The sequence below is a fragment of the Duganella sp. GW821-FHT07G03 genome, from assembly GCF_059418605.1.
In genome coordinates this window covers 1-21,372 of the sequence record NZ_JBWKQE010000032.1, presented here as the reverse complement: position 1 = coordinate 21,372, position 21,372 = coordinate 1, and the positions used below count along the sequence as shown (strand labels likewise).

The following is a 21,372-nucleotide window of genomic DNA, read 5'->3' as shown; positions in this document are numbered from 1 at the left end:
GGATGTCCTTCGCAATTACATTTTGTTGGGAGCGGAGACGCCGATCAGCGCCAGGCCGTTGCGCAGCACCTGGCGGGTGGCCACCATCAGCGCGATACGGGCCGCCTTCAGTGCCTCGTCGTCGACCAGCACGCGCTCGGCGAAGTAGAAGCTGTGCAGGTTGGCGGCCAGGTCGCGCAGGTAGAACGCGATCTGGTGCGGACCCAGTTCCGCTTGCGCGCGCGCCAGCGTTTCCGGGTAGGCGGCCAGGGTTGCCAGCAGCGTCGCTTCGGTCGGCGCGGTCAATGGCGACAGGTCGACGTTGGCCAGGTCGGCTTCGTTGCCGGTCCATTGTTCCAGCATGCGGCAGATGCGCGCGTGGGCGTACTGCACGTAATACACCGGATTCTCGTCCGAGGTTTTCAGCGCGACGTCGACGTCGAACACGAATTCGGTGTCGGCCTTGCGCGAGATGAGGAAGAAGCGCACCGCGTCGCGGCCTTTTTCGATGTCGCCGCCGCCCGACCATTCGATCAGGTCGCGCACGGTCACGTAGGAGCCGGCGCGCTTGGAGATCTTGACCTCTTCGCCGCCCTTCATCACGGTGACCATCTTGTGCAGCACGTAGTCCGGGAAGCCTTGCGGCACGCCGACGTTGACCGCCTGCAGGCCGGCGCGCACGCGGGCGATGGTGCCGTGGTGGTCCGAACCCTGGACGTTGATCGCCTGGGTAAAGCCGCGCTGGAACTTGACGATGTGGTAGGCCACGTCCGGCACGAAGTAGGTGTAGGTGCCGTCCTTCTTGCGCATCACGCGGTTCTTGTCGTCGCCGTAGTCCTCGGTGCGCAGCCACAGCGCGCCTTCTTCTTCGAAGGTCTTGCCGGACTTGTTGAGCATGTCGACGGCGGCGTCGACCTTGCCGTCGGCGTACAGCGACGATTCGAGGTAGTAGTTGTCGAACTTGACGCCGAAGGCTTGCAGGTCGATGTCCTGCTCGTTGCGCAGGTAGGTCACGGCGAAGTGGCGGATCGATTCGATGTCTTCGATATCGCCCGAGGCGGTGGCCGGCGTGCCGTCCGAGGCCGACACGGTTTTCTTGAGCAGGAAGTCGGCGGCGATGTCGGCGATGTAGTCGCCGTTGTAGGCCGATTCAGGCCAGTGGGCGTCGCCCGGCTTGTGGCCGCGCAGGCGCGCCTGCACCGAGTTGGCCAGGGTCTGGATCTGCACGCCGGCGTCGTTGTAGTAGAACTCGCGGGTGACGTCGTAGCCCTGGGAGCCGAACAGCGACGACAGCGCGTCGCCCAGCGCCGCCTGGCGGCCGTGGCCCACGTGCAGCGGGCCGGTCGGGTTGGCGGAGACGAATTCGATGATGACTTTCTTGCCGGCGCCGGCGGCGGCGCTGCCGAAGGCCGCGCCCTGGGCCAGCACGGCCTTGACCACGGCCTGCTTGGCGGCGTCGCTCACGCGCAGGTTGATGAAGCCGGGGCCGGCGATGTCCGCCGATTCGACCAGGCCTTTGCCGGCCGGGTTGGCCAGCAGCGCATCGACTACTTTGGTGGCCAGTTCGCGCGGGTTCATTTTCAGCTGCTTGGCCAGTTGCATGGCGATGTTGCAGGCCACGTCACCGTGCGACGGGTCGCGCGGTCGCTCCAGCACCACATGAGGAACAAGCGTGGCGGCGCCGTCGATACCGGCCAGGATAGGTGCGAGGGCGGCCTGGAACAGGGCGGTGATATCTTGTTTTTGTTGGGCGAGCATGAGCAAAGTGGCGGCCGAACCGCGTGTGTAAAAACATCCAAAAGCGAAAACGGCCGGCACTCTGGCACCGGCCAAACAGCGGTAATTATACTGGTTTGCCGCAGCGGGGTCATCGCTGAACACGGACCACGCGCGCGCGCGTCCGATAGCAACAATACCCCATCGAGTCAATCGCCGCATTCAATCGTGCCATTACAAAACAGTAATGTCGTACTGGTTGCGACCGCTCCGCTTTAAAAATAAGATGGATCGATGTTATAAAAAAAGAATCTAAAAATATAAAACATTCCAAAAAGACACTTTTCAATGACTTGATGAAGAAGGGAATGACCATGGCGGATTTGGACCGGAACGAGATAGCCGTATTGCGCGACAAGATCAACGACCACTGCATCTACCGGCTGCCGCCCAAGTCGAAGGAGTTGCCCGCCATGAACGGGGCCGGCTACTACACCTGGCAGTTCTACCTGCGCGCCGCGCTGCTCGATGCGCGCAGCCTGCGCACCATCTGCGCCGACTTCTGGAGCCGTTACGCCGCCGCCTACGAGGCCGAGCCGTTCCAGATCGCCGGCGTGGAGTCGGCGGCGGTGCCCATCATCACGGCGCTGGTGTGTTCGGCCGCGGAGCGCGGCATCACCCTGAACGCCTTCACCATCCGCAAGGACCGCAAGGCCTATGGCCGCCGCAACCTGATCGAAGGCCAGCCCAGCGACTTGCCGGTGCTGTTCATCGACGACCTGACGTCGCCCCAGCATAACGCCTTCTGGCATGCGGTCCATGCGATCTCGCTGCACGGCATGACGCTGGCCGACGATGCCTATGTGCTGGTGCGCAAGCAGGAGAGCCATGTGCCGCCGTATATCGCGACGTCGATCGGCCGGGTCAGGGTGCAGAGCCTGTTTACGCTGGATGATTTCGCGCTGGAGCTGGACGACTACCACGCCGAACGGCACGCCGCCGCCGTCGCCCTTGCCGGCCGCGCGCTGGCCGCCTGAGCCCGCCGAACCCCGCCGCATGAAGCCCGACCTGGCCTTGCCCGCCCACAGCGCCCAGCACGCCGCGCCGCCGCTGTTCCGGCCGGAGGCGCTCGACGAGGCCCGCTCGCGGCTGGGCGCGCCGGTCAAGCTGCTGGGCGTGGCCGGCTGGGCGATGACGCTGTTTTTCGTCGCCCTGTTGCTGGCGGCCGCGGTGTTCGCCTGCACCACCCGCTATGCGCACAAGGAAAACGTGTTCGGCCAGGTGACCCCGGTGGCCGGCAGCCTGCGCATCATCGCCGGACGCAGCGGCATCGCCCAGCAGGTGCTGGTGCAAGAGGGGCAGGCCGTGCTGGCCGGCCAGGAGCTGATCGGCATCTCGTCGGCGCCGCGCCTGCAGCTGGGCGGCACGCTGAGCGAGCAACTGCGGCACAACCAGGACAGCCAGCTGCAGGCGCAGCGCCTGCAGGCGCGGGCGCGGCTGGACCAGTTGCTGCGCCAGCTCGACGAGGTGGCCGAACGCCGCCGCAGCGTCGCCGAGGACGTGATCAGGCTGCAGGACGCCTGGCGCCTGCAGCAGTCGCGCCTCGAGATCCAGCAGCAGGCGGTGGCGGCGGCGCACGCGTTGAACGAGCAGGGCATGCTGTCGCCGCTGGCGACCCGCAGCCGCGACGACGAGCTGATCGCGGCGCGCCAGACGCTGGCCGGGCTGGAGCGCGAAAAAGCCCAGCAGCAAAGCCTGCTGGTGCAGCTGGCGGCGCAGGCCGCGCGCCTGAACGCCGAATCGCGCATGGTGCGTTCGGAAACCGACAACACCGAGGCGCAGACGGCCGAGCGGCAAATGGTGTCGGAGGCGACCTACGCCGACCATCTGACGGCGCCGGCCGATGGCGTGGTCAGCGCGCTGCAGGCCCATCCCGGCGCGCCGGTCACCGCCAACGAGACGCTGGCCATCATCATCCCCAAGGGCCACGATCCGCGCCTGCCCGCGCTGGAGGTGGAGCTGTGGGCGCCGTCGCGGGCGATCGGCATGATACGTCCCGGCGCCCGCGTGCACCTGATGTACGACGCCTTCCCCTACCAGACCTTCGGCGTCGCGCGCGGCGTGGTGCGCGAGATCGCCAGCGCGCCGGTGATGCCGAACGAGCTGCCGGTGCCGATCGAGACCAAGGAGCAGCTGTTCCGCATCCGCGTCGCGCTCGAGCGCACCGCGCTGACGGCGTATGGCCGCGATTGGCCGCTGACGCCCGGCATGCGCCTGAGCGCCGACCTGGTGCTGGAGGAGCGCACGCTGCTCGAATGGCTGCTCGATCCGCTGCGCGCCAAGCGGCAGGGGCTATGAGCATGGGCGAGCACCTGATCCCAGGCGTCGCCGCGCGCCGCGCCGGCTGGCTGCTGGCCGGGCTGCTGGCGCTGGCCGGCGCGGCCGGCGCCGACACCGGCCTCGGCCCCCGCCTGCTGCTGGTGCAGAAGGACAGCCGCGCCGCCCTGTTCCTGCCGGAGAGCCATGTCGGTTCGCCGGCGCAGGACGACGCCTACTTCCGCGGCGTGATCCGGCCGGCATTTGCCGCCAGCAGCGCGCTGTTGGCGGAACGCTCGACGGTGTCGTGGTTCGACAGCAGCTACTACCAGTCCAGCTGCGCGGACGAGGGAGCGGCCGAGGCGGCGCTCGACCCGGCGCTCAACGCGGCGCTGCGCCGGCACGCGCCGGCCGTGCCGCCGGCCTTGCAGGCGGTCTCGCCGCTCGACCGGCTCGACACGCTGGGCCGCTTCATCCGCTTCCACTGGCTGTTCGTCAACGCCCACAAGCGCGCCTATGGCCAATTGCCGGACGCGGCGGCGCCCGCGCGCAGCTTCCGGATCCGCAACGCGCAATCCGGCGTGCTGCTGGCCGGGGCGCCGCGCCGCGCCGCCTCGGTCGAGGATGGCGGGACCTGGCTGCAGGCCTACTGCGCGATGGCGCCGGCGCAACGGGCGTCGCTGATCGCCGACACCCTCGCGCAGAGCGCGGCGGCGGCCGATCCGGCGGACGCGGAGCAGTCCCCGGACCAGCTGCGCGCCGCCACCGACCGCGACACCGACCGCAGCTATCAGCGCGCGCTGGCCGACCTGCGCGCCACCCTGAACGCACCGTTCCCGGCCGGCCGGGTCGCGGCGCCGCCGCCGTCGGCGGGCAATGCGAACTATGCGCGGGCGTGGACGCCGGCCGAACTGACGATGACCCGCTACCTGATCGTCGCGCGCAGCCAGGCATGGGTGGCCGGCTTGCCGGCGGTGCTGGCGCGCGAGCGGCTGCCGTTCTACGCGCTGGGCGCGGCCCATTTCGCCGACGGTCCGGCCGGGCCGGGCCTGGTCACGCTGTTGCGCGCCGCCGGCTACAGCGTCGCGCTGCTGCGCGACCGGCGCGAGCTGGGCGCGGTGCTGGCCCGGCTGCCGGCAGCGGCGGTCCAGGCGACGCCGGCGCCGGCCGCGCGCCGGCTCGCCGGCGGCTGCCAGCGCGACGGCGACGGTTATGGCTGCGGCTGGAGCGATGACTCGACCAGCTACCGGGTGCTCAGCATGGCGCCGTCGCAGGCGCAGGAAGTCTGGTCCGTCTGCTTCGAACGCGAGGGCATGCTGGGCCCTGAACAGCATTGCGTCTCGTCGTTGCGCCAGGTCGGCGCCGAGCGCGCCGCCGACCTGGCCGGCGCCGCCGGTTTGCCGCCGAGACCGCCCGACCCCTGACGCCTCCCCCGGTTCTTTTTCTGGTGACGGCCGGGTTTTCTCGCGCCGGCGCCGGTTCCTTGTCCGTTGAGCGCTCAGCGGACTGTTGCACCACGTCTGTTTTTTTACCAACTAATTGGAGTGAAAATGCGAAATCTGAACGACGATGAAATGGATGCTGTCGCTGGCGGCCAAGGACACACGGTGGCGGCGCGCGCCGTAGCGCCTAAAGCCAAAACCAAACACCAGCCATTTGGCGGTTTGCATACGCTGGAAGAGGAAGAGCCGGAAGAGCCGGGTGACGGCGGTGGTGGCGATGGCGGCGGCGGCGATGGTGGCGGCGGCGACGGCGGCGGCGATGGCGGTGGCGGCGATACCGGCGCCAGCGGCGGCGACGACTCCGGCGATGTCGGCGGCGACGACGGCCACGGCAATGAAATCGGCGACCCGGATGCGCCGGTCGACAATGCCCAGAACGATATCGAACTGGCCAAGGCGGAAGCCAATCCGAAAGGCGACATCAAGCTCACCTGCAATACCGAGAACGGCAGCAAAGTCTGCGTGTCCGGCAATGCCGAGCATTTCATCGTCACCACCACCGACAAGAACGGCACCACCGCCTATAGCTGCGGCCTGAATCCCGGCTACAGCGTGTCGGTCTCGCTGGAGCTGTTCAAATCGATCCGCGGCGGCTCGCTGGGCGGCGAGTGGAAGCAGAGCCCCAGCTTCGATTGCAAGGTATTGACCGGTAAAGGCTAAGCGACCTGTGCGACGCCGCCGCAGGGCGGGGCGGCGTCGCCTGCCACCAGAGAGCCAGACGACTATGTATCAAGCATTTCAATCCGAAGCGGCCGAATGCGGCCTGGCCTGTGTCGCGCTGGTGCTGGCGTCGCATGGCGCGCCGGTCGACATCGCCGAATTGCGGCGCAAGCACCATGTGTCCTCGCGCGGGCTGACGCTCAAGGAGGTGGCCGACATCGCCGCCGCCAACGCGCTGGTGACGCGCGCGGTGCGCTGCGAACTGAAGGAACTGGGCGAACTGCGCTGCCCGGCCATCCTGCACTGGGGGCTGCAGCATTACGTGGTGCTGGAGCGGGTGCGCGGCTCGAGCGTGCGCATCAGCGATCCGGCCAGCGGCCGCAGCGAGCTGGGCATCGACGAAGTGTCGCGCTTCTTCACCGGCGTCGCGCTGGAGCTGGCGCCGGCGCCGGAGTTCAAGCGGCGCAAGCAGAAAAGCCCGTTGAGCCTGTGGTCGTGGTTCCGGCTGGCGCCCGGCATGCACGCCAGCCTGCTGCAGATCCTGCTGCTGTCGCTGCTGTTGCAGGTGTATGTGGTGGCCAGCCCGTTCTACATGCAGCTGGCGATCGACCAGGCCGCGCTGAAGGGCGACCATGGGCTGCTGATGTCGCTGGCGCTGGGTTTCGGCCTGTTCGGCCTGTTCAACGCCGGCGCCGACGCGCTGCGCGCCATCGTCACGCTGCGCCTGTCGGCGCTGCTGAACTGGGACATGACGCTGCGCCTGTTCCGCCACATGGTGCGGCTGCCGCTGCCGTGGTTCCAGCGCCGCAAGCTGGCCGACGTGCTGTCGCGCTTTGATTCGATCGCGCCGGTGCGCGACCTCATTTCCGGCAGCCTGGTGACCACCGCCGTGGACGGCCTGCTGACCGTGGCCACGCTGGTCATGATGTATCTGTTCGCGCCGCAGCTGGCCGGCGTGGTGCTGGCGGCGGTGCTGCTGTACCTGGTGGTGCGGCTGGCCGCGCTGCCGGTGACGATCCGCCTCGGCATGGAGGCGCTGGGCGCGCGCATCGCCGAAAACGGCAAGCGCATCGAAACCATCCGCGCGATCCAGACATTGAAGGTGATGGGCGCGGAAAGCACGCGCGAGAGCGACTGGGCCAACAAGTTCGCCGCCACCATCCGGCGCGAGCAGGCGCAGAACGTGGCCAACCTGTGCTTCAGCGGCATCCACAACCTGCTGGAGACCGGCGTCACCGTGATCCTGATCTACCTGGGCGCGCGCGCGGTGATGGACGGCAGCATGTCGGTCGGCCTGCTGTACGCCTTCATGTCCTACCAGGCGCAGTTTTCGGCGCGCGCCAGCGCCCTGTTCGACCAGATCATCCACTGGCGCCTGACCGATATGTATTCCTACCGGCTGGCCGACATCGTGCTTACGCCCAAGGAAGCGCGCATCGACGAGGCCAGCGTGGCGCAGCCGCATATCGCCGGCGCGCTGGAATTCGTTCACGTCGGCTTTGCCTATGCGCCGCAGGAGCCGCCCATCCTGCGCGACGTCTCGTTCGCCATCGAGCCGGGCGAGTTCGTCGCCATCGTCGGCGCCTCGGGCGCCGGCAAGTCGACCCTGCTCAAGGTGCTGTGCGGCCTGTACCCGGCCAGCGCCGGCCAGGTGCTGCTCGACGGCCGTTCGCTGGAGTCGTGGGGGCCGAAGGCGTCGCGGCGGGCGCTGGGCGTGGTGATGCAGGACGACGAGCTGCTGGCCGGAACGATCGCCGAGAATGTCGCCTTCTTCGATGAACACATCGACATCCAGCGGGTCTGGACCTGCCTGGAGCAGGCCGCCATCGAGCAGGACATCCTGCGCATGCCGATGCGGGTGGAAACCTTCATCGGTGAGATGGGCGCCACGCTGTCGGGCGGCCAGAAGCAGCGCGTGCTGCTGGCGCGGGCGCTGTACCGGCAGCCGCGCCTGCTGGTGCTGGACGAGGCCACCTCCCACCTGGACATGCAGCGCGAGTCGGCAATCAACGCCGCGCTGCGCGCGCTGACCATCACCCGCGTGATCGTGGCGCACCGGCGCGAAACCATCGCCGCCGCCGACCGCGTGATCACGCTCGAGCGCGGCGTCGTGGTGTCGGACCGCCGCCGCGGCGACGCGGCCGGGGCGGCGTTGGCGGACGGCAGCGGGGCGGCGGAGGGGGCAAATATGTAGCGTTACACTTTGCTTCATCGCCTTGTCATATGCACTGCTGTATACTGCGCGATCACGCCCGCCGGCAATACCTGGAATTAGCATATGAACAAGCGCCCGACGCTCTCCCTGAAGTCCCCCGTCAAGGCGGCAGCGCCCAAGCTGCGCGCCAGCCATGCGCGCGAGCTCAAGCCGGCGCTGCAAACCAGCTTCCAGACCGGCCTCAAGCCTGATTCGCTGGCGTACAGCCTGATCGGCGCCGCCCAGGCGGTGGCCCAGGTCCGCACCGGCACCAATCTGCCGCAGGCGCTGGCCCAGGTCTGGTCCAAGGGTGACGCCAGCCCGCAGGCGCGCGGCGCGATGCAGGACATCGCCTACCGCTGCATGCGCCAGCTGGGCCAGAGCGAGATTCTGATCGGCCTGATGGCGCCCAAGGCGCCGGAGCCGCTGGTGGCGGCCCTGCTGGCCTGCGCGCTGGCGTTGATGACGGCGCCGGACGAAGTCCAGCCCTACGAAGAATTCACCGTGGTCGACCAGACCGTGACGGCGGCCGACGCCCATCCGGACACCGCGCGCGCCAAGGGCATGGTCAACGCCGTGCTGCGCCGCTTCCTGCGCGAGCGCAAGACGCTGCTGGAGACCGCGCTGCTGCAGCCGGTGGCCAAGTGGAACTACCCGCAGTGGTGGATCGACGCCGCCAAGGCCGCCTGGCCGCAGGACTGGCAGGGCGTGCTGGCGACCGGCAACACCGCGCCGCCGCTCACCTTGCGCGTCAATGTCCGCAAGACCAGCATGGCCGACTACCTGGCCACGCTGGACGCGGCCGGCATGGCGGCCACCCAGATCGGCCCGTACGCGGTGCGCCTGGCCAAGCCGGTCGGCGTGACCCTGATCCCCGGCTTTGCCGACGGCCTGGTGTCGGTGCAGGACGCCGGCGCCCAGCTGGCCGCGCCGCTGCTCGACGTGCGGGACGGCATGCGCGTGCTGGACGCCTGCGCCGCCCCCGGCGGCAAGACTTGCCACATCCTGGAACTGGCCGCCGCCAGCGTGACGGCGCTGGACGCCGACGCCAAGCGCCTGACCCGGGTCGGCGAGAACCTGGAGCGGCTCGGCCAGCAGGCCACGCTGCGCGCCGCCGACGCCCAGAGCGCCGAGTGGTGGGACGGCACGCCGTTCGACCGCATCCTGGCCGACGTGCCGTGCACGGCCTCCGGCATCGTGCGCCGCCACCCGGATATCCGCTGGTTGCGCCGCAAGGGCGACACGCTCCAACTTGCAACACTTTCGTCCAAAATCCTCGACAACCTTTGGCAGATGCTCGCACCGGGTGGTAAATTGCTATTCGTGACATGTTCCTTGTGGCCGCAGGAATCCGAAGCCCAGGCAGCCGCTTTTGCCGTGCGCAACCAGGCTGTGCGGCTGGATGCGCCCGGCCAGTTGCTCCCCGCCGGTGGCGCAGGACAGGATCACGATGGTTTGTTCTACGCGCTGTTCCAGAAAAATGCGTAACCGTTTTGCCCGCTTAGTTACCCGCATATTTGCCAATACGCTAACGACGGACCTTTTGAACACCGGCCCCCACGTGACATCACGATTTTTTCGCCTCCTGATCGGACCACTGCTGCTGATAATGGCCTGCCTGCTGCCGCAGACGGCCGGCGCCGCCGACGGCGTGGACATCCGCCGCTGGCAGATCGAGGCCAGCGACGAGGGCTACCGCCTCAACGCCAAGTACAGCTTCGAGCTGACCCACGACATGGAAGACACGCTGCAATACGGCGTGACCCTGTACTTCACCACCGAAATCGAATTCACCCGCCCGCGCTGGTACTGGTTCGACGAGAAAGCCATCGTCAAGCGCCAGACCATCAGCCTGTACTACAACGTGCTGACGCGCCAATACCATGTGACCATCGACGGCAATGTGCGCCAGACCTTCTCGACCCTGGACGACGCGCTGTTCCTGATCCGCAGCCCCAACCGCTGGGTGGTGGCGCCGCGCGGCGCGCTGGAGGTCGGCAAGACCTACAACGTCAAGCTGAGCATGGGGCTGGACCCGAACTATGTCTCCAAGCCGCTCAAGGTCACGGCCCTCAACAGCGCGGAATGGCGCCTGGCGTCCGACAAGAAAATCTTCCAGTACAAGGCGGAGTAAGTGAGCACTGCCCTGCGGTATTTTTCCGTCGTCGGCGGCGCCATCATCAGTATCCTGCTGTTCCTGCTCGCTTCCGCGTCCGACAATTCCGGCTTCTTCGACCGCTACTACGCCTGGCTGCTGGGCCTGAACGCGGCGGTGGCCGGCGCGCTGCTGCTGCTGGTGGCGGTCTCGCTGTTCCGCCTGTACGGCCGCTACAAGAGCGGCAAGTTCGGCTCCAAGCTGATGACGCGGCTGGTGCTGCTGTTCGCCGCCATCGGCGTGCTGCCGGGGCTGGTGATCTTCCTGGTGTCGGTGCAGTTCGTCTCCCATTCGATTGAATCGTGGTTCAACGTGCCGGTCGAGGAGGCGCTGGAGTCCGGCATCAACCTCAGCCGCGCCGGCCTGGACGCGGCGCTCAAGGAACTGACCGCCACCGCCAGCAAGACCGTGCAGCAGCTGGCCGAGCAGCCCTACGGCACCGAGCGCGCCGCGCTGGCCGGGCTGGTCAAGGAACAGGCCGGCATGCAGAACGCCATCGTGGTCGACGCCGAGGGCGGCCTGATCATCAGCGCCCGCGCCAACCGCAGCGGCAATCTCAGCGCCGACCTGCCGACCCGCGAAATGATGGCCAAGGCCAAGGACAGCGACAACTACGGCGCGCCCGAGGGCGGCAGCGAACTGCGCAGCAACCTGATCAACGCCCCCGTCAGCACCGTCGACAGCACCAGCCAGCTGCGGCTGCGGGTGGTGATGGCGATCCCGGACCGGGTGCAGGCCAACGGCACCCACCTGGCGCCGCGCTACCTGCAGCTGATCCAGCTGGCGCCGGCCCAGCTGGCGGCCGACGGCGAGACCATCCGCAGCGCCTATTCGGACTACAAGGAACGCTTCGTGGCGCGCGTCGGCCTGCGCAAGATGTACATCGTCACCCTGACGCTGACCTTGCTGCTGGCGGTGTTCGGCGCCATCGCCAGCGCCTTCCTGATCGCCAGCGACCTGGCCCAGCCGCTGCTGCTGCTGGCCGAAGGCACGCGCGCGGTGGCCGAGGGCGACCTGTCGCCGCGACCGATCGTCGCCACCTCGGACGAGCTGGGCACGCTGACGCAATCGTTCAACACCATGACGCGCCAGCTGTCGGACGCCCGCAGCGCCGTCGAGCGCAACCGCTCGGCGCTGCAGAACGCCAAGGCCCACCTGGAATCGGTGCTGGCCAATATGTCGGCCGGGGTGATGGTGCTGGACCATGAATTCCACCTGATCAGCTGCAACGACTCGGTCGAGCGCATCCTGCAGCAGGCCGGCGTGACGATGATAGGCCAGAAGCTCGACGAGATCGAAGGCTTGCAGGAATTCGGCGGCGCCATCGTGGCGGCGTTCGCGGCGCAGAGCGCGCAGTCGGCGGCCGGGCGCAACCTGCAGCGCATGCACTGGCAGCGCCAGATCGAGGTGCCGCGCCGTTCCGCCAGCCTGGACGACAACGACCAGACCCTGCTCACGCGCGGTTCGCGGCTGCCGGTCGAAAGCGGCGGCAGCGGCTACCTGGTGGTGTTCGACGATATTTCCGACGTCATCTCGGCGCAGCGCTCGATCGCCTGGGGCGAGGTGGCGCGCCGTTTGGCGCACGAGATCAAGAATCCGCTGACGCCGATCCAGCTGTCGGCCGAGCGCCTGCAAATGAAACTGGAAGGCAAGCTGTCGCCGGCCGACATGGAGCTGCTCAACAAGGGCACCGCCACCATCGTCAACCAGGTGGCGGCGATGAAGCGCATGGTCGACGATTTCCGCGATTACGCGCGCACGCCGCCGGCGGTGCTCGAGCCGCTCGACCTGAACGCGCTGGTGGAGGAGATCCTGCACCTGTACCTGCGCGGCGAGGGCGACGACATCATCCACCCGCAACTGGCGCCCGGCCTGCCGATGGTGATGGGCGACCAGACCCAACTGCGCCAGGTCATCCACAACCTGCTGCAGAATTCCCAGGACGCGATGGCCGAGCGGCCGGAGGGCGCGCCGCAAGCGCACATTGACGTGATCAGCGAAGCCATTCATTATCAGGGCGCGGACGGCAGCACGCGCACCGCGGTGCGGTTGGCGATCGCCGACAACGGGCCGGGATTCGCGCCGAAAATCCTGGCGCGGGCGTTCGAACCGTATGTCACCTCGAAGGCCAAAGGCACCGGCCTGGGCCTGGCGATGGTGAAAAAAATTATCGATGAACATGGGGGGCGGATCGATATCCAGAACCATGTCGATAGAAGTGGCGCGTCGGTATTGATTTTGCTGTTAAAGTTAGCACCGACGTCGCAAAATACCTAAGTATCACTGATTAAAAAAATCATTGTCGGCCATGAGCTGGCGAAATGAGGAAGGCAAGGGAAGATGGCAAACATTCTGGTAGTGGACGATGAAATGGGTATCCGCGAGTTGCTCTCGGAAATCTTGAGCGACGAGGGACACGCAATACAATTGGCGGAAAACGCCCAGCAGGCGCGTGAGGCGCGGGCCGCAGGCGCGCCCGACCTGGTGCTGCTCGATATCTGGATGCCGGATACCGATGGCGTCACCCTGCTCAAGGAGTGGCAGCGCGACGGTTTGCTGACCATGCCGGTGATTATGATGTCCGGTCACGCGACCATCGATACGGCGGTCGAGGCGACCCGCATCGGCGCGCTGAACTTCCTGGAAAAGCCGATCGCCCTGCAAAAACTGCTCAAGGCGGTCCAGCAAGGCCTGACCCGCGCCCAGGAAACGGTGCGCGCGCCGGCGCTGGCGCCGCGTCCGATCGCGGCGGCCCAGGTCGAGGAGGCGCAAAACGCCGGCTTCAACCAGCCCAACCCGGCGGCGGCGATCTCCGTGCGCGGCGGCGCCACCGTGGCCGGCGCCGACAACCACATGTTCAACCTGTCGTTCGACCTGCCGCTGCGCGAGGCGCGCGACGCCTTCGAGCGCATGTACTTCGAACACCACCTGGGCCGCGAAGGCGGCAGCATGACCCGTGTGGCCGAGAAGACCGGCCTGGAACGCACGCACTTGTACCGCAAACTCAAGCAATTGGGTGTGGAGCCGGGCAAACTCGCAAAAAAGGGCGCCTGAGCCCGTGACCGGACCCATGTCCACCGGTGCAGCCCCCCAGCGGGCGCCGGTGCCGACCTGGCTGGTCATTGGCTCCCGCGCCCGCGAGCGCGAAGCTGCCATCGCCGCACACCTGGCAACCGGTGTGCCCAGCGTCGTTATCCTGGAAGGCCTGTCGGACGGAAGTTCGGCACTGGCCTTCGACCCCGCCGACCGTCCCCCCGCAGTAGATTCCCTACAACAAGATTCCGTACCGCAAGTGTTGCGTATTGCCCCAGGCTGTCTTCATTGCAGCGGCAATCTCATTTTGCGAGTAACATTGAATCGTGTGTTGCGCCGTCCTCCCGCGCGGCTCTACATCAGCCTGGCATCCGCCGAGCACCTCGAACCGCTGCGTTCCTGGCTGTCCGAGGCGCCCTACGGTGAGTTGCTGGATTTGCAATCCGACCTCGCGGCGTAGTGGACCGGGCCGCATAAATTGGGGGCGAAGGACGTGCGGGCGGCGCGCAGGGCAAGGCGCAAAGCGCAGCGATAGCGAGCTATCGCGAGCATTTGTAACGCAGCCATGTGCGTTGCCTGCGCGGCAGGCGCCCCCGGTTTATGCGGAACGGTTCACTTCCCCCGCCCGCTGATCGGCCTTGATTTGGCCTTGAATCGTCCGCTTTCAGCCCCATTTCGGTACTGAAGGCGCAACCGATAAGTGTTACGCCCCTTGTGAAAGGAAGCAACATGAACCTCATCTATAACAGCGAGCAATACAGTGTTGTCGAATTTGGCGCGGACCGTACCCTCGACGCGCTGCGCTTCGGCGGCTACGAAATCGTCGACAAAGGCGGCAAGCGGGAGATCTTTATCAACGGCATCCTGGCGCAGAATTTTCGCCGCGACGTCAATGAACTGATCGCCGGCGAACCGACGATGGCGGAAATCGATGAATTTTTGGGCAGTTATGATGAGCTGATGAGCCATCCGGTGCTGCTGCACTGAAAAAAGCGGGCGGCGCATGGTATGGTTCTGCTGTAACAACAGAGAACCAGACCATGTGCCAACTTCTAGGAATGAACTGCAATGTCCCGACCGACATTGTGTTCAGCTTTACCGGCTTCGCCATGCGCGGCGGCCAGACCGACACCCACCATGACGGCTGGGGCATCGCCTTTTTCGAAGGCGCCGGCGTGCGCCACTTCGTCGACCACCAGGCCGCGATCGCCTCGCCGATCGCCGAGCTGATCAAGCGCTACCCGATCAAGTCCACCAACGTCATCGCCCACATCCGCAAGGCCACGCAGGGCCAGGTGGCGCTGGAGAATTGCCATCCCTTCGTGCGCGAACTGTGGGGCCAGTATTGGGTCTTCGCCCACAACGGCGACCTGAAGGAGTTCGCGCCGGTGCTCAACGGCGCCTACCGCCCGGTCGGCACGACCGACAGCGAACAGGCGTTCTGCTACATCCTGCAGCACCTGCGCGCCCGCTTCGGCGAGCAGCGCCCGCCGCTGGCCGAGCTGCGCGCGGCGCTGGCCGAGATGGCGCGCGAGATCGCCGGCTACGGCACCTTCAATATGCTGCTGTCGTCCGGCGGCGAGCTGTTTGCCCATTGCTCGACCCATCTGTACTACCTGGTGCGCCAGCATCCGTTCGACACCGCCAAGCTGTCGGACGAGGACGTCACCGTGGATTTCTCGCAGGTGACCACGCCCAACGATCGCGTCGCCATCATCGTCACCCAGCCGTTGACGACCAACGAACAATGGACGGCGTTCGCCGCCGGCGAGTTGAAACTGTTCATCGACGGCGTGCCGCAGGCCTAGCCAAATTATCCAAGACAGGGGCAAGTATTGCTGTCAAAATATTAGTACGGCGAAATATTAGCCCCATGTTTTGTACTGATAGAAGCGATGATCGACCTCTCCCTACACGATACCGGCCCGCGTAGCCTGCGCGTGCGCGAATTCTATCTGGGCCGCCAGCCTATCCTGGACCGCAACCAGACCTTGTTCGGCTACGAGTTGCTTTTTCGCAACGCTCCGGTCGGCCCGGCACACATCACCACCGAATTGTCGGCCACGGCGGCCGTGATCGCCCACGCCTCGCAATTGGGCATGGAAAAAACCATCGGCGACGCCCTGGGCTTCGTCAATGTGGATGCCGACGTCCTGATGACCGACATCTTCTCCTTCCTGCCGCGCGAAAAAGTGGTGCTGGAAGTGGCCGCGTCGATGCCGCTGACGCCGCAGGTGCTGGCGCGCATGACGGAACTGGCCGGCCACGGCTTCAGCTTCGCGCTGGACGACGTCACCGGCGACAGCCCCAACGTGGCCGCGCTGCTGCCGCTGACCGAATACGTCAAGATGGACATGCGCAATATTCCGCTGTCCACGCTGATGAAGCTGGCCCCGCGCTTCCGTCAGGACAAGAAAAAGCTGGTGGCGGAAAAGGTCGAGACCCGCGAAGAATTCAAGAATTGCCTGGACCTGGGCTTCGATTTCTTCCAGGGCTATTATTTCGCCAAGCCGGTCATCATGAGCGGCAAGAAGCTGTCGCCGTCGCAACTGGCGGTGATGGAGCTGATGACGCTGGTCACCTCGGATGCGGACAACCTGGAGATCGAGCGCGCCATCAAGCGCGACGTGTCGCTGGCCTTGAACCTGCTGCGCCTGGTGAACACGCCGGCCGTCGGCGCCCGCCAGCGCATCGATTCGCTGAGCCAGGCCGTGACGATCCTGGGCCGCCGCCAGCTGCAACGCTGGCTGCAAATCATGCTGTACGCCGAGCCGAGCAAGCGCGGCCACAGCATGACGCCGCTGCTGATGCTGGCGACCACCCGCGGCCGCCTGCTGGAGCTGTTGGCCGGCAAGCTGCGTCCCAGCCAGCGGCAGGCGGCCGATGTCGCCTTCACGGTCGGCATCATGTCGCTGATGGACACCTTGTTCGGCATCCCGATGGCCGAGATCCTGTCGCAGATCCCGGTCAACGAGGACGTGTCGGAAGCCTTGCTGTACCGGGGCGGCTTCTTCGGCGACCTGCTCAAGCTGGCCGAATGCATCGAACGCATCGAAGAAATGGACGACCACATCGTGCCGACCTTGCGCGACCTCGCCATGTCCACCGACGAACTGGTGGAGCTGGAAATGGCCGCCTTCGAATGGAGCGACAACGTGGTGCGCTACGCGCTGTAACGCACCACGCCGGACGTGGCTTGCGTCAGGTCACGTCGCGTGGCCGGCGCCCGGCCAGTGCTTGTGCAGCTCGGGATCGGTGCGCATTTCCCACAGCGCCAGCACCGCCACGGCGATGCCGACCACCACCGAGTTCCACATCAGCTCGCGGTTGTCGGCGATTTTCAGCACCCACGGCGACGCCGCCACCCAGATCCCCACCAGCAGATTGAGCACCACGGCCCAGAAGTAGGTCTTGTACAGATCGAACGCCGCCAGCAGCGCCACCACCGCGCCGGAAATGAACGCGGTCCATGCCTGGATCGACGGTATCGGATAAGCGAACACCCACGGTGAGATGAAGAACCACAGCCCCAGCAGCAGGATCAGCTGATCCTGCCAGCGTTTGAGTGATGGATTGTTTGCCAGATTGTTTGCCATATCTGCCTCCCTGGTTACTAGTCAACACCTGCCGCCGGATGGCGGCGTTCATTCTTAGGCCGCGCAACAACGCAAAAGTTCACGCCAGCCGCTCCGGCCTTGCCATTCAGGCATCTCGCCGCTATGCTTGCCCCTTATCGAAAACATATGGTGGTATGGCTTATGGCATCGGTTTTACTCAGCGTGAATCAGGTTTCCAAATCCTACGGCGCGCGCAAGGCGGTCGATGGCGTGTCGTTCCAGGTGCAGCAGGGCCAGACGGTCGGCTTGATCGGCCCCAACGGCGCCGGCAAGTCCACCACCGTCGGCATGATCTGCGGCCTGCTCAGCGCCGACAGCGGCAGCATCGTCATGGACGGCGCGCCCATCGGCCAGGGCTCCAGCGAGGCCAAGCGCAAGATCGGCTTCGTGCCGCAGGACCTGGCGCTGTATGACGACTTGTCGTCGCTGGAAAATCTCAAGCTGTTCGGCGCGCTGTACGGCCTCAAGGGCGCGCTGTTGAAGCAGCGCTGCGAGCAGGCGCTGGCGCTGGTCAACCTGGCCGACCGCGCCAACGACCGGCCATCGACCTATTCGGGCGGCATGAAGCGCCGCCTCAACATCGCCGCCGCGCTGCTGCACGATCCGCAGCTGCTGATCCTCGACGAGCCCACCGTCGGCGTCGATCCGCAAAGCCGCAACGCCATCTTCGACACGCTGGAAGCGCTGAAGGCGCAAGGCCGCTCGCTGATCTACACCAGCCACTACATGGAGGAAGTCGAGCGCCTGGCCGACCACATCGTCGTCATCGACCACGGCAAGGTGCTGGCCGACGAAACCCCGGCCGCGCTGTACCGGCGCCTGCCGGCGCAGGCCGCCTTGCGCGCCGAGCTGGCCGCCGCGCCGTCGGCCGCGCTGCTGTCCGGCGTGCAGGCGCTGCCCGGCGTGACCGGCGTGCACAGGGAGGCCAACGCGCTCGACATCGGCCTGGCCGACGCCGCGCACGCGGCGGCCACGCTGGCCTGGCTGGCCGCGCAGGACGTGACGCTGCTGCACTTCGCCACCGCCAAGACTTCGCTGGAAAACATCTTCCTCAACCTGACCGGCCGCAACCTGCGCGACTGATAGGAACACCATGATTGCTTTGATCGCCCTGGTTCGCAAGGACCTGATCCTCTATCTCAACGACAAGCGCGCGCTGATGCTGCACCTGCTGATGCCGGTGGTGCTGGCGGCCTTCTTCGGTTCGCTGTTTGGCGGCGGCTCGGAAGCCAAGACCAGCAAGATCGAAGTCGGCCTGGTACAGCTGGACCAGTCCGACAGCGGCAAGAAAATCGCCGCCGGCCTGCAAGCCGACAGCGCGCTCAAGATCATCGAACTGAGTGACGCCGAGGCCCAGGACCGGGTGCGCCACGGCAAGCTGTCGGTGGCGGTGGTGATCCCCGCCGGCTTCGGCGAGCAGGCCGCCGACGCGCTGTTCAGCGGCCACAACAAGCCGCAACTGCCGGTCTACTACGACCCCTCGCAATCGACCATGCTGGCCATGGTGAAGGGCTTGCTGACGCAGCAGGTGATGCAAGTGACCAGCGCCGCCGCCATGAGCCCCAAGGGCAACAAGACCACGGAACGGCAGCTGGCCGAGCTGCGCGACACGGCCGCCAAGGATCCCGAGAGGGCGCAGCTGAGCGAGTTCCTCACCAGCCTGAAGAAATACCAGGACCAGCGCGTGGCTGCCGACGCCGAGAAGGAAGCCGCCGCCAAGGCCAGCGGCAAGCCGGCGCCGGCCGAGGCGCCGGCCGGCATGAGCATGCCTTACACCACGCAGGACCAGGCGCTTAGCAGCGGTCCCAAGTACAACGGCTATGCGCACTCGTTTGCCGGCATGGGCGTGCAGTTCATCCTGTTCATGGGCATCGACATGGGCATCGGCATCTTGTTGGCGCGCCGCATGGGCATCTGGAACCGCCTGCTGGCGGCGCCGGTGTCGCTGGCCACGGTGCTGATGGCGCGCGCCATTTCCGGCGCCATCATCGCCCTGGGACTGATGTGCGCGATGTTTGTGTGCGCCATGCTGATCTTCAAGGTGCAGATCAGCAGCGTGGCTGGCTTCCTCGGCATGGCGGCCAGCTTTGCGCTGATGACGGCGGCCTTCGGCCTGCTGATCGCCGCCTTCGGCAAGACGCCGGAAGCGGCGCGCGGCATCGCCACCTTCGCCACGCTGATCATGGTGATGCTGGGTGGCGCCTGGGTGCCGTCCTTCATCTTCCCGGAATGGATGCAGCAGCTCACGCTGGTGGTGCCGACGCGTTGGGCGGTCGACGGTTTCGACGCCGTCACCTGGCGCGGCCTGGGGCTGGGCGGCGTACTGGCGCCGATCGCGGTGCAACTGGGCTTTGCCGCCGTGTTCGGCGGACTCGCCGGCTGGAAGTTCCTGCGCGATCAGAAGTAGTCAAGGGAGTTCTGGAATATGACATTTGATTGGCATGGTGGAGAAATTTCGCGTGCAACCGAAGTTGATTCCGACTACAGGAACACGCAAAACGTGCGGCGCTTTCTTATTCGTCAGTGCGGGCCGGAGTTCAAGTTCGACCGTGAACTGATGGCCTGGGTGCGCAACGGAGCTGCGAAGAACATGGGCGATGTGGCTGATGAATGGTCGCGACGCCGGGTGGCGCGATAGCTCCTGAGGGAGGCCAGCATTCGGCCAGTACCGGACTGGTAATCAACATTCACACACAAAGGGACACCGCTGATGAATCACGCGTTTACCATTTCGGTACCACACCTTCAGACGGAACGACTGACGCTCCGTGAATATCGGCGCGCCGATTTCGACTTATTTGCAGACCATTTGGCGAATCCGGAAAGCTCCGCTCATTTGGGCTCAGCTGACCGCCAAACGGCTTGGAGAATCTTCACGTCACATTCAGGATTGTGGCTCGTGGACGGCGCTGGGTGGTGGGCTATGGAGGACAAGCAGACCGGCCAACTCGTCGGCAGTGTGGGAGCCTTCTTTCGCGAACAATCAACCATGATGGAAATGGGATGGAATACCTACCGCGCATTCTGGGGAAAAGGATTTGCGAACGAGGCGGCCGCGGCAGTTTTGAATTATGTGTTCGAGGTTCGCCGCGAATTGAAAGTCAGGGCTCTTATCAGTTCTGGCAATGATGCATCGCGACGCGTTGCCGAGCGCCTGGGAATGAGCTACGAAATGGAGACTGAACTGAACGGCAAGGCAATCAGCAGTTACATGCGTGAGCGCGCGTGAATCCACAGCTAAAATCAGACCTCTGAATTTTAATTATAAAAGTACTGCAAGGAAAATTTATGAGCTTTTACAACTGGGTTAATTTACAGTATATAGATGATGTTGAGCTGGACTTTGAATCAATAAGAGTGCCACTGACAATGGAATTGGATGAAAATGGTATTCATCATGATGTACTTAAAGATGTGGAAAAACTATTTATTGACCGTGAGGCAACGTTTCGTTTATGCACATCTATGGTTGATGACATCTTTCTTTTTACTTCGAGATTGCAACCTGACGCTGCTTTTGGCCTGCAAGGCCGTGGAGAGGAACTGCGAGATGTTTGGGTTAGGGAGTACCGCGCCGGTGAGGTAGTTTTTTCTCAAGGGCCTTTTGAGTAATTGGCTGCACAATTGTTCAGCCGAACCGTGCCGGCCGAGTTCGGCCAGTAACGGACATTGAGGTGGCACCCAATGCGAATCATATGTATCGATGGGACCGTGATGGCGATCTCGTTTAGCTATCCCCCTTTGAATATAATCGGAATCAAGAATGCTATCAAAAGAACAGGTTGACGTGATAGGCGATCAATTGCTATACAAAGCTCGAGATCCCAACGTCGCCCAGGACTCAGTTCTGCGCCGCTGGAAAAATGTCAATCAGGCTTCTGTTAGATTTATTTTCCTCTTGATATTTATCCCGCAGTTCTTCAGCATTTGGCTGCGCCACCAGAAAGAAATTCCTGATCTTTTTTATTATTTTGCGGTAGCACTGCTCTGTGTTGTCGGAATTTTCGGCATAGTTGTTGGAATCTATCAAGGAAGAACTCCGCTCATAAAAATTGAGGACGGCGTGGTTCTCAGCTATGGAAGCGTACCGTGGAAGAAAAAGGCCTTTCTTCTGTCGGAAATAAGGGGGTGTACTGTATTCTGTGTAAACGGGTTTTCGTTTAAGCCTGCGGCACCCGGTCTTCAAACTGGATGGCGAAG

The 21,372-nt window shown here is 65.1% G+C and carries 21 protein-coding genes; 19 read left to right on the top strand and 2 right to left on the bottom strand.

The window, feature by feature from the left end:
• Positions 1-15: 15 nt before the first annotated feature.
• Positions 16-1,737 (bottom strand): arginine--tRNA ligase, encoded by a 1,722-nt coding sequence (argS, locus tag AC07OK_RS28140; RefSeq protein ID WP_494693365.1) that lies wholly within the window; start codon positions 1,735-1,737, stop codon positions 16-18.
• A 332-nt stretch (positions 1,738-2,069) separates the two neighbouring features.
• Here argS and AC07OK_RS28135 point away from each other — a divergent pair, with 332 nt between their 5' ends.
• The 13 genes from AC07OK_RS28135 to AC07OK_RS28075 all read left to right on the top strand — a co-directional run bounded on the left by AC07OK_RS28135 (position 2,070) and on the right by AC07OK_RS28075 (position 16,731).
• On the top strand, positions 2,070-2,732 hold the full coding sequence (locus tag AC07OK_RS28135) for a type I phosphoribosyltransferase (RefSeq protein ID WP_494693364.1): 663 nt from the start codon (positions 2,070-2,072) through the stop codon (positions 2,730-2,732).
• Positions 2,647-4,053 (top strand): HlyD family secretion protein, encoded by a 1,407-nt coding sequence (locus tag AC07OK_RS28130; RefSeq protein ID WP_494693363.1) that lies wholly within the window; start codon positions 2,647-2,649, stop codon positions 4,051-4,053. The genes AC07OK_RS28135 and AC07OK_RS28130 overlap by 86 nt, the downstream gene beginning before the upstream one ends.
• A 2-nt stretch (positions 4,054-4,055) precedes the next feature.
• The gene (locus AC07OK_RS28125) at positions 4,056-5,435 is read left to right on the top strand and encodes a hypothetical protein (protein WP_494693362.1); all 1,380 of its coding nucleotides are present in this window, start codon (positions 4,056-4,058) and stop codon (positions 5,433-5,435) included.
• A 126-nt stretch (positions 5,436-5,561) separates the two neighbouring features.
• A complete protein-coding gene (locus tag AC07OK_RS28120) occupies positions 5,562-6,173 on the top strand; it encodes a hypothetical protein (protein WP_494693361.1) in 612 nt (203 codons plus the stop codon).
• Between the two features lie 64 nt (positions 6,174-6,237).
• Complete coding sequence (locus AC07OK_RS28115) at positions 6,238-8,367, top strand: peptidase domain-containing ABC transporter (RefSeq protein WP_494693360.1); 2,130 nt, start codon at positions 6,238-6,240, stop codon at positions 8,365-8,367.
• An 84-nt stretch (positions 8,368-8,451) separates the two neighbouring features.
• Positions 8,452-9,855 (top strand): 16S rRNA (cytosine(967)-C(5))-methyltransferase RsmB, encoded by a 1,404-nt coding sequence (gene rsmB / locus AC07OK_RS28110; protein WP_494693359.1) that lies wholly within the window; start codon positions 8,452-8,454, stop codon positions 9,853-9,855.
• Between the two features lie 121 nt (positions 9,856-9,976).
• Entirely contained in the window at positions 9,977-10,501 is a 525-nt protein-coding gene (locus tag AC07OK_RS28105) for a DUF4390 domain-containing protein (RefSeq protein ID WP_229211637.1), read from the top strand.
• Positions 10,502-12,799 (top strand): sensor histidine kinase, encoded by a 2,298-nt coding sequence (locus AC07OK_RS28100; RefSeq protein ID WP_494693358.1) that lies wholly within the window; start codon positions 10,502-10,504, stop codon positions 12,797-12,799.
• A gap of 63 nt (positions 12,800-12,862) precedes the next feature.
• Positions 12,863-13,576 carry a response regulator gene (locus AC07OK_RS28095; protein WP_217945121.1) on the top strand — a complete coding sequence of 238 codons (714 nt, stop codon included), beginning with the start codon at positions 12,863-12,865 and terminating at the stop codon, positions 13,574-13,576.
• Positions 13,577-13,592: 16 nt separating this feature from the next.
• Positions 13,593-14,015 carry a GTPase gene (locus AC07OK_RS28090; protein ID WP_494693357.1) on the top strand — a complete coding sequence of 141 codons (423 nt, stop codon included), beginning with the start codon at positions 13,593-13,595 and terminating at the stop codon, positions 14,013-14,015.
• A 269-nt stretch (positions 14,016-14,284) separates the two neighbouring features.
• Positions 14,285-14,542, top strand: coding sequence for a BTH_I0359 family protein (locus AC07OK_RS28085; RefSeq protein WP_020704859.1), 258 nt, complete (start codon positions 14,285-14,287; stop codon positions 14,540-14,542).
• A gap of 53 nt (positions 14,543-14,595) precedes the next feature.
• Entirely contained in the window at positions 14,596-15,363 is a 768-nt protein-coding gene (locus AC07OK_RS28080; protein ID WP_217945119.1) for a class II glutamine amidotransferase, read from the top strand.
• Between the two features lie 87 nt (positions 15,364-15,450).
• Positions 15,451-16,731: an EAL and HDOD domain-containing protein gene (locus AC07OK_RS28075; RefSeq protein ID WP_494693356.1), complete on the top strand. Its 1,281-nt coding sequence runs from the start codon at positions 15,451-15,453 to the stop codon at positions 16,729-16,731.
• A gap of 30 nt (positions 16,732-16,761) precedes the next feature.
• Here the strand turns inward: AC07OK_RS28075 and AC07OK_RS28070 are convergent, their stop codons facing one another.
• Positions 16,762-17,151, bottom strand: coding sequence for an SPW repeat protein (locus AC07OK_RS28070; RefSeq protein WP_494693355.1), 390 nt, complete (start codon positions 17,149-17,151; stop codon positions 16,762-16,764).
• 162 nt (positions 17,152-17,313) lie between these two features.
• Between AC07OK_RS28070 and AC07OK_RS28065 the strand changes: the two genes are divergently transcribed.
• The 6 genes from AC07OK_RS28065 to AC07OK_RS28040 all read left to right on the top strand — a co-directional run.
• Positions 17,314-18,255: an ABC transporter ATP-binding protein gene (locus AC07OK_RS28065; RefSeq protein ID WP_494693354.1), complete on the top strand. Its 942-nt coding sequence runs from the start codon at positions 17,314-17,316 to the stop codon at positions 18,253-18,255.
• A 10-nt stretch (positions 18,256-18,265) separates the two neighbouring features.
• Complete coding sequence (locus tag AC07OK_RS28060; RefSeq protein ID WP_494693353.1) at positions 18,266-19,579, top strand: ABC transporter permease; 1,314 nt, start codon at positions 18,266-18,268, stop codon at positions 19,577-19,579.
• Positions 19,580-19,597: 18 nt separating this feature from the next.
• Positions 19,598-19,810, top strand: coding sequence for a DUF6434 domain-containing protein (locus AC07OK_RS28055; protein WP_494693352.1), 213 nt, complete (start codon positions 19,598-19,600; stop codon positions 19,808-19,810).
• A gap of 72 nt (positions 19,811-19,882) precedes the next feature.
• On the top strand, positions 19,883-20,401 hold the full coding sequence (locus tag AC07OK_RS28050) for a GNAT family N-acetyltransferase (protein ID WP_494693351.1): 519 nt from the start codon (positions 19,883-19,885) through the stop codon (positions 20,399-20,401).
• A 59-nt stretch (positions 20,402-20,460) separates the two neighbouring features.
• On the top strand, positions 20,461-20,784 hold the full coding sequence (locus AC07OK_RS28045; RefSeq protein WP_494693350.1) for a hypothetical protein: 324 nt from the start codon (positions 20,461-20,463) through the stop codon (positions 20,782-20,784).
• A gap of 151 nt (positions 20,785-20,935) precedes the next feature.
• A partial coding sequence (locus tag AC07OK_RS28040) for a hypothetical protein (RefSeq protein ID WP_494693349.1) occupies positions 20,936-21,372 on the top strand: 437 nt, incomplete at its 3' end.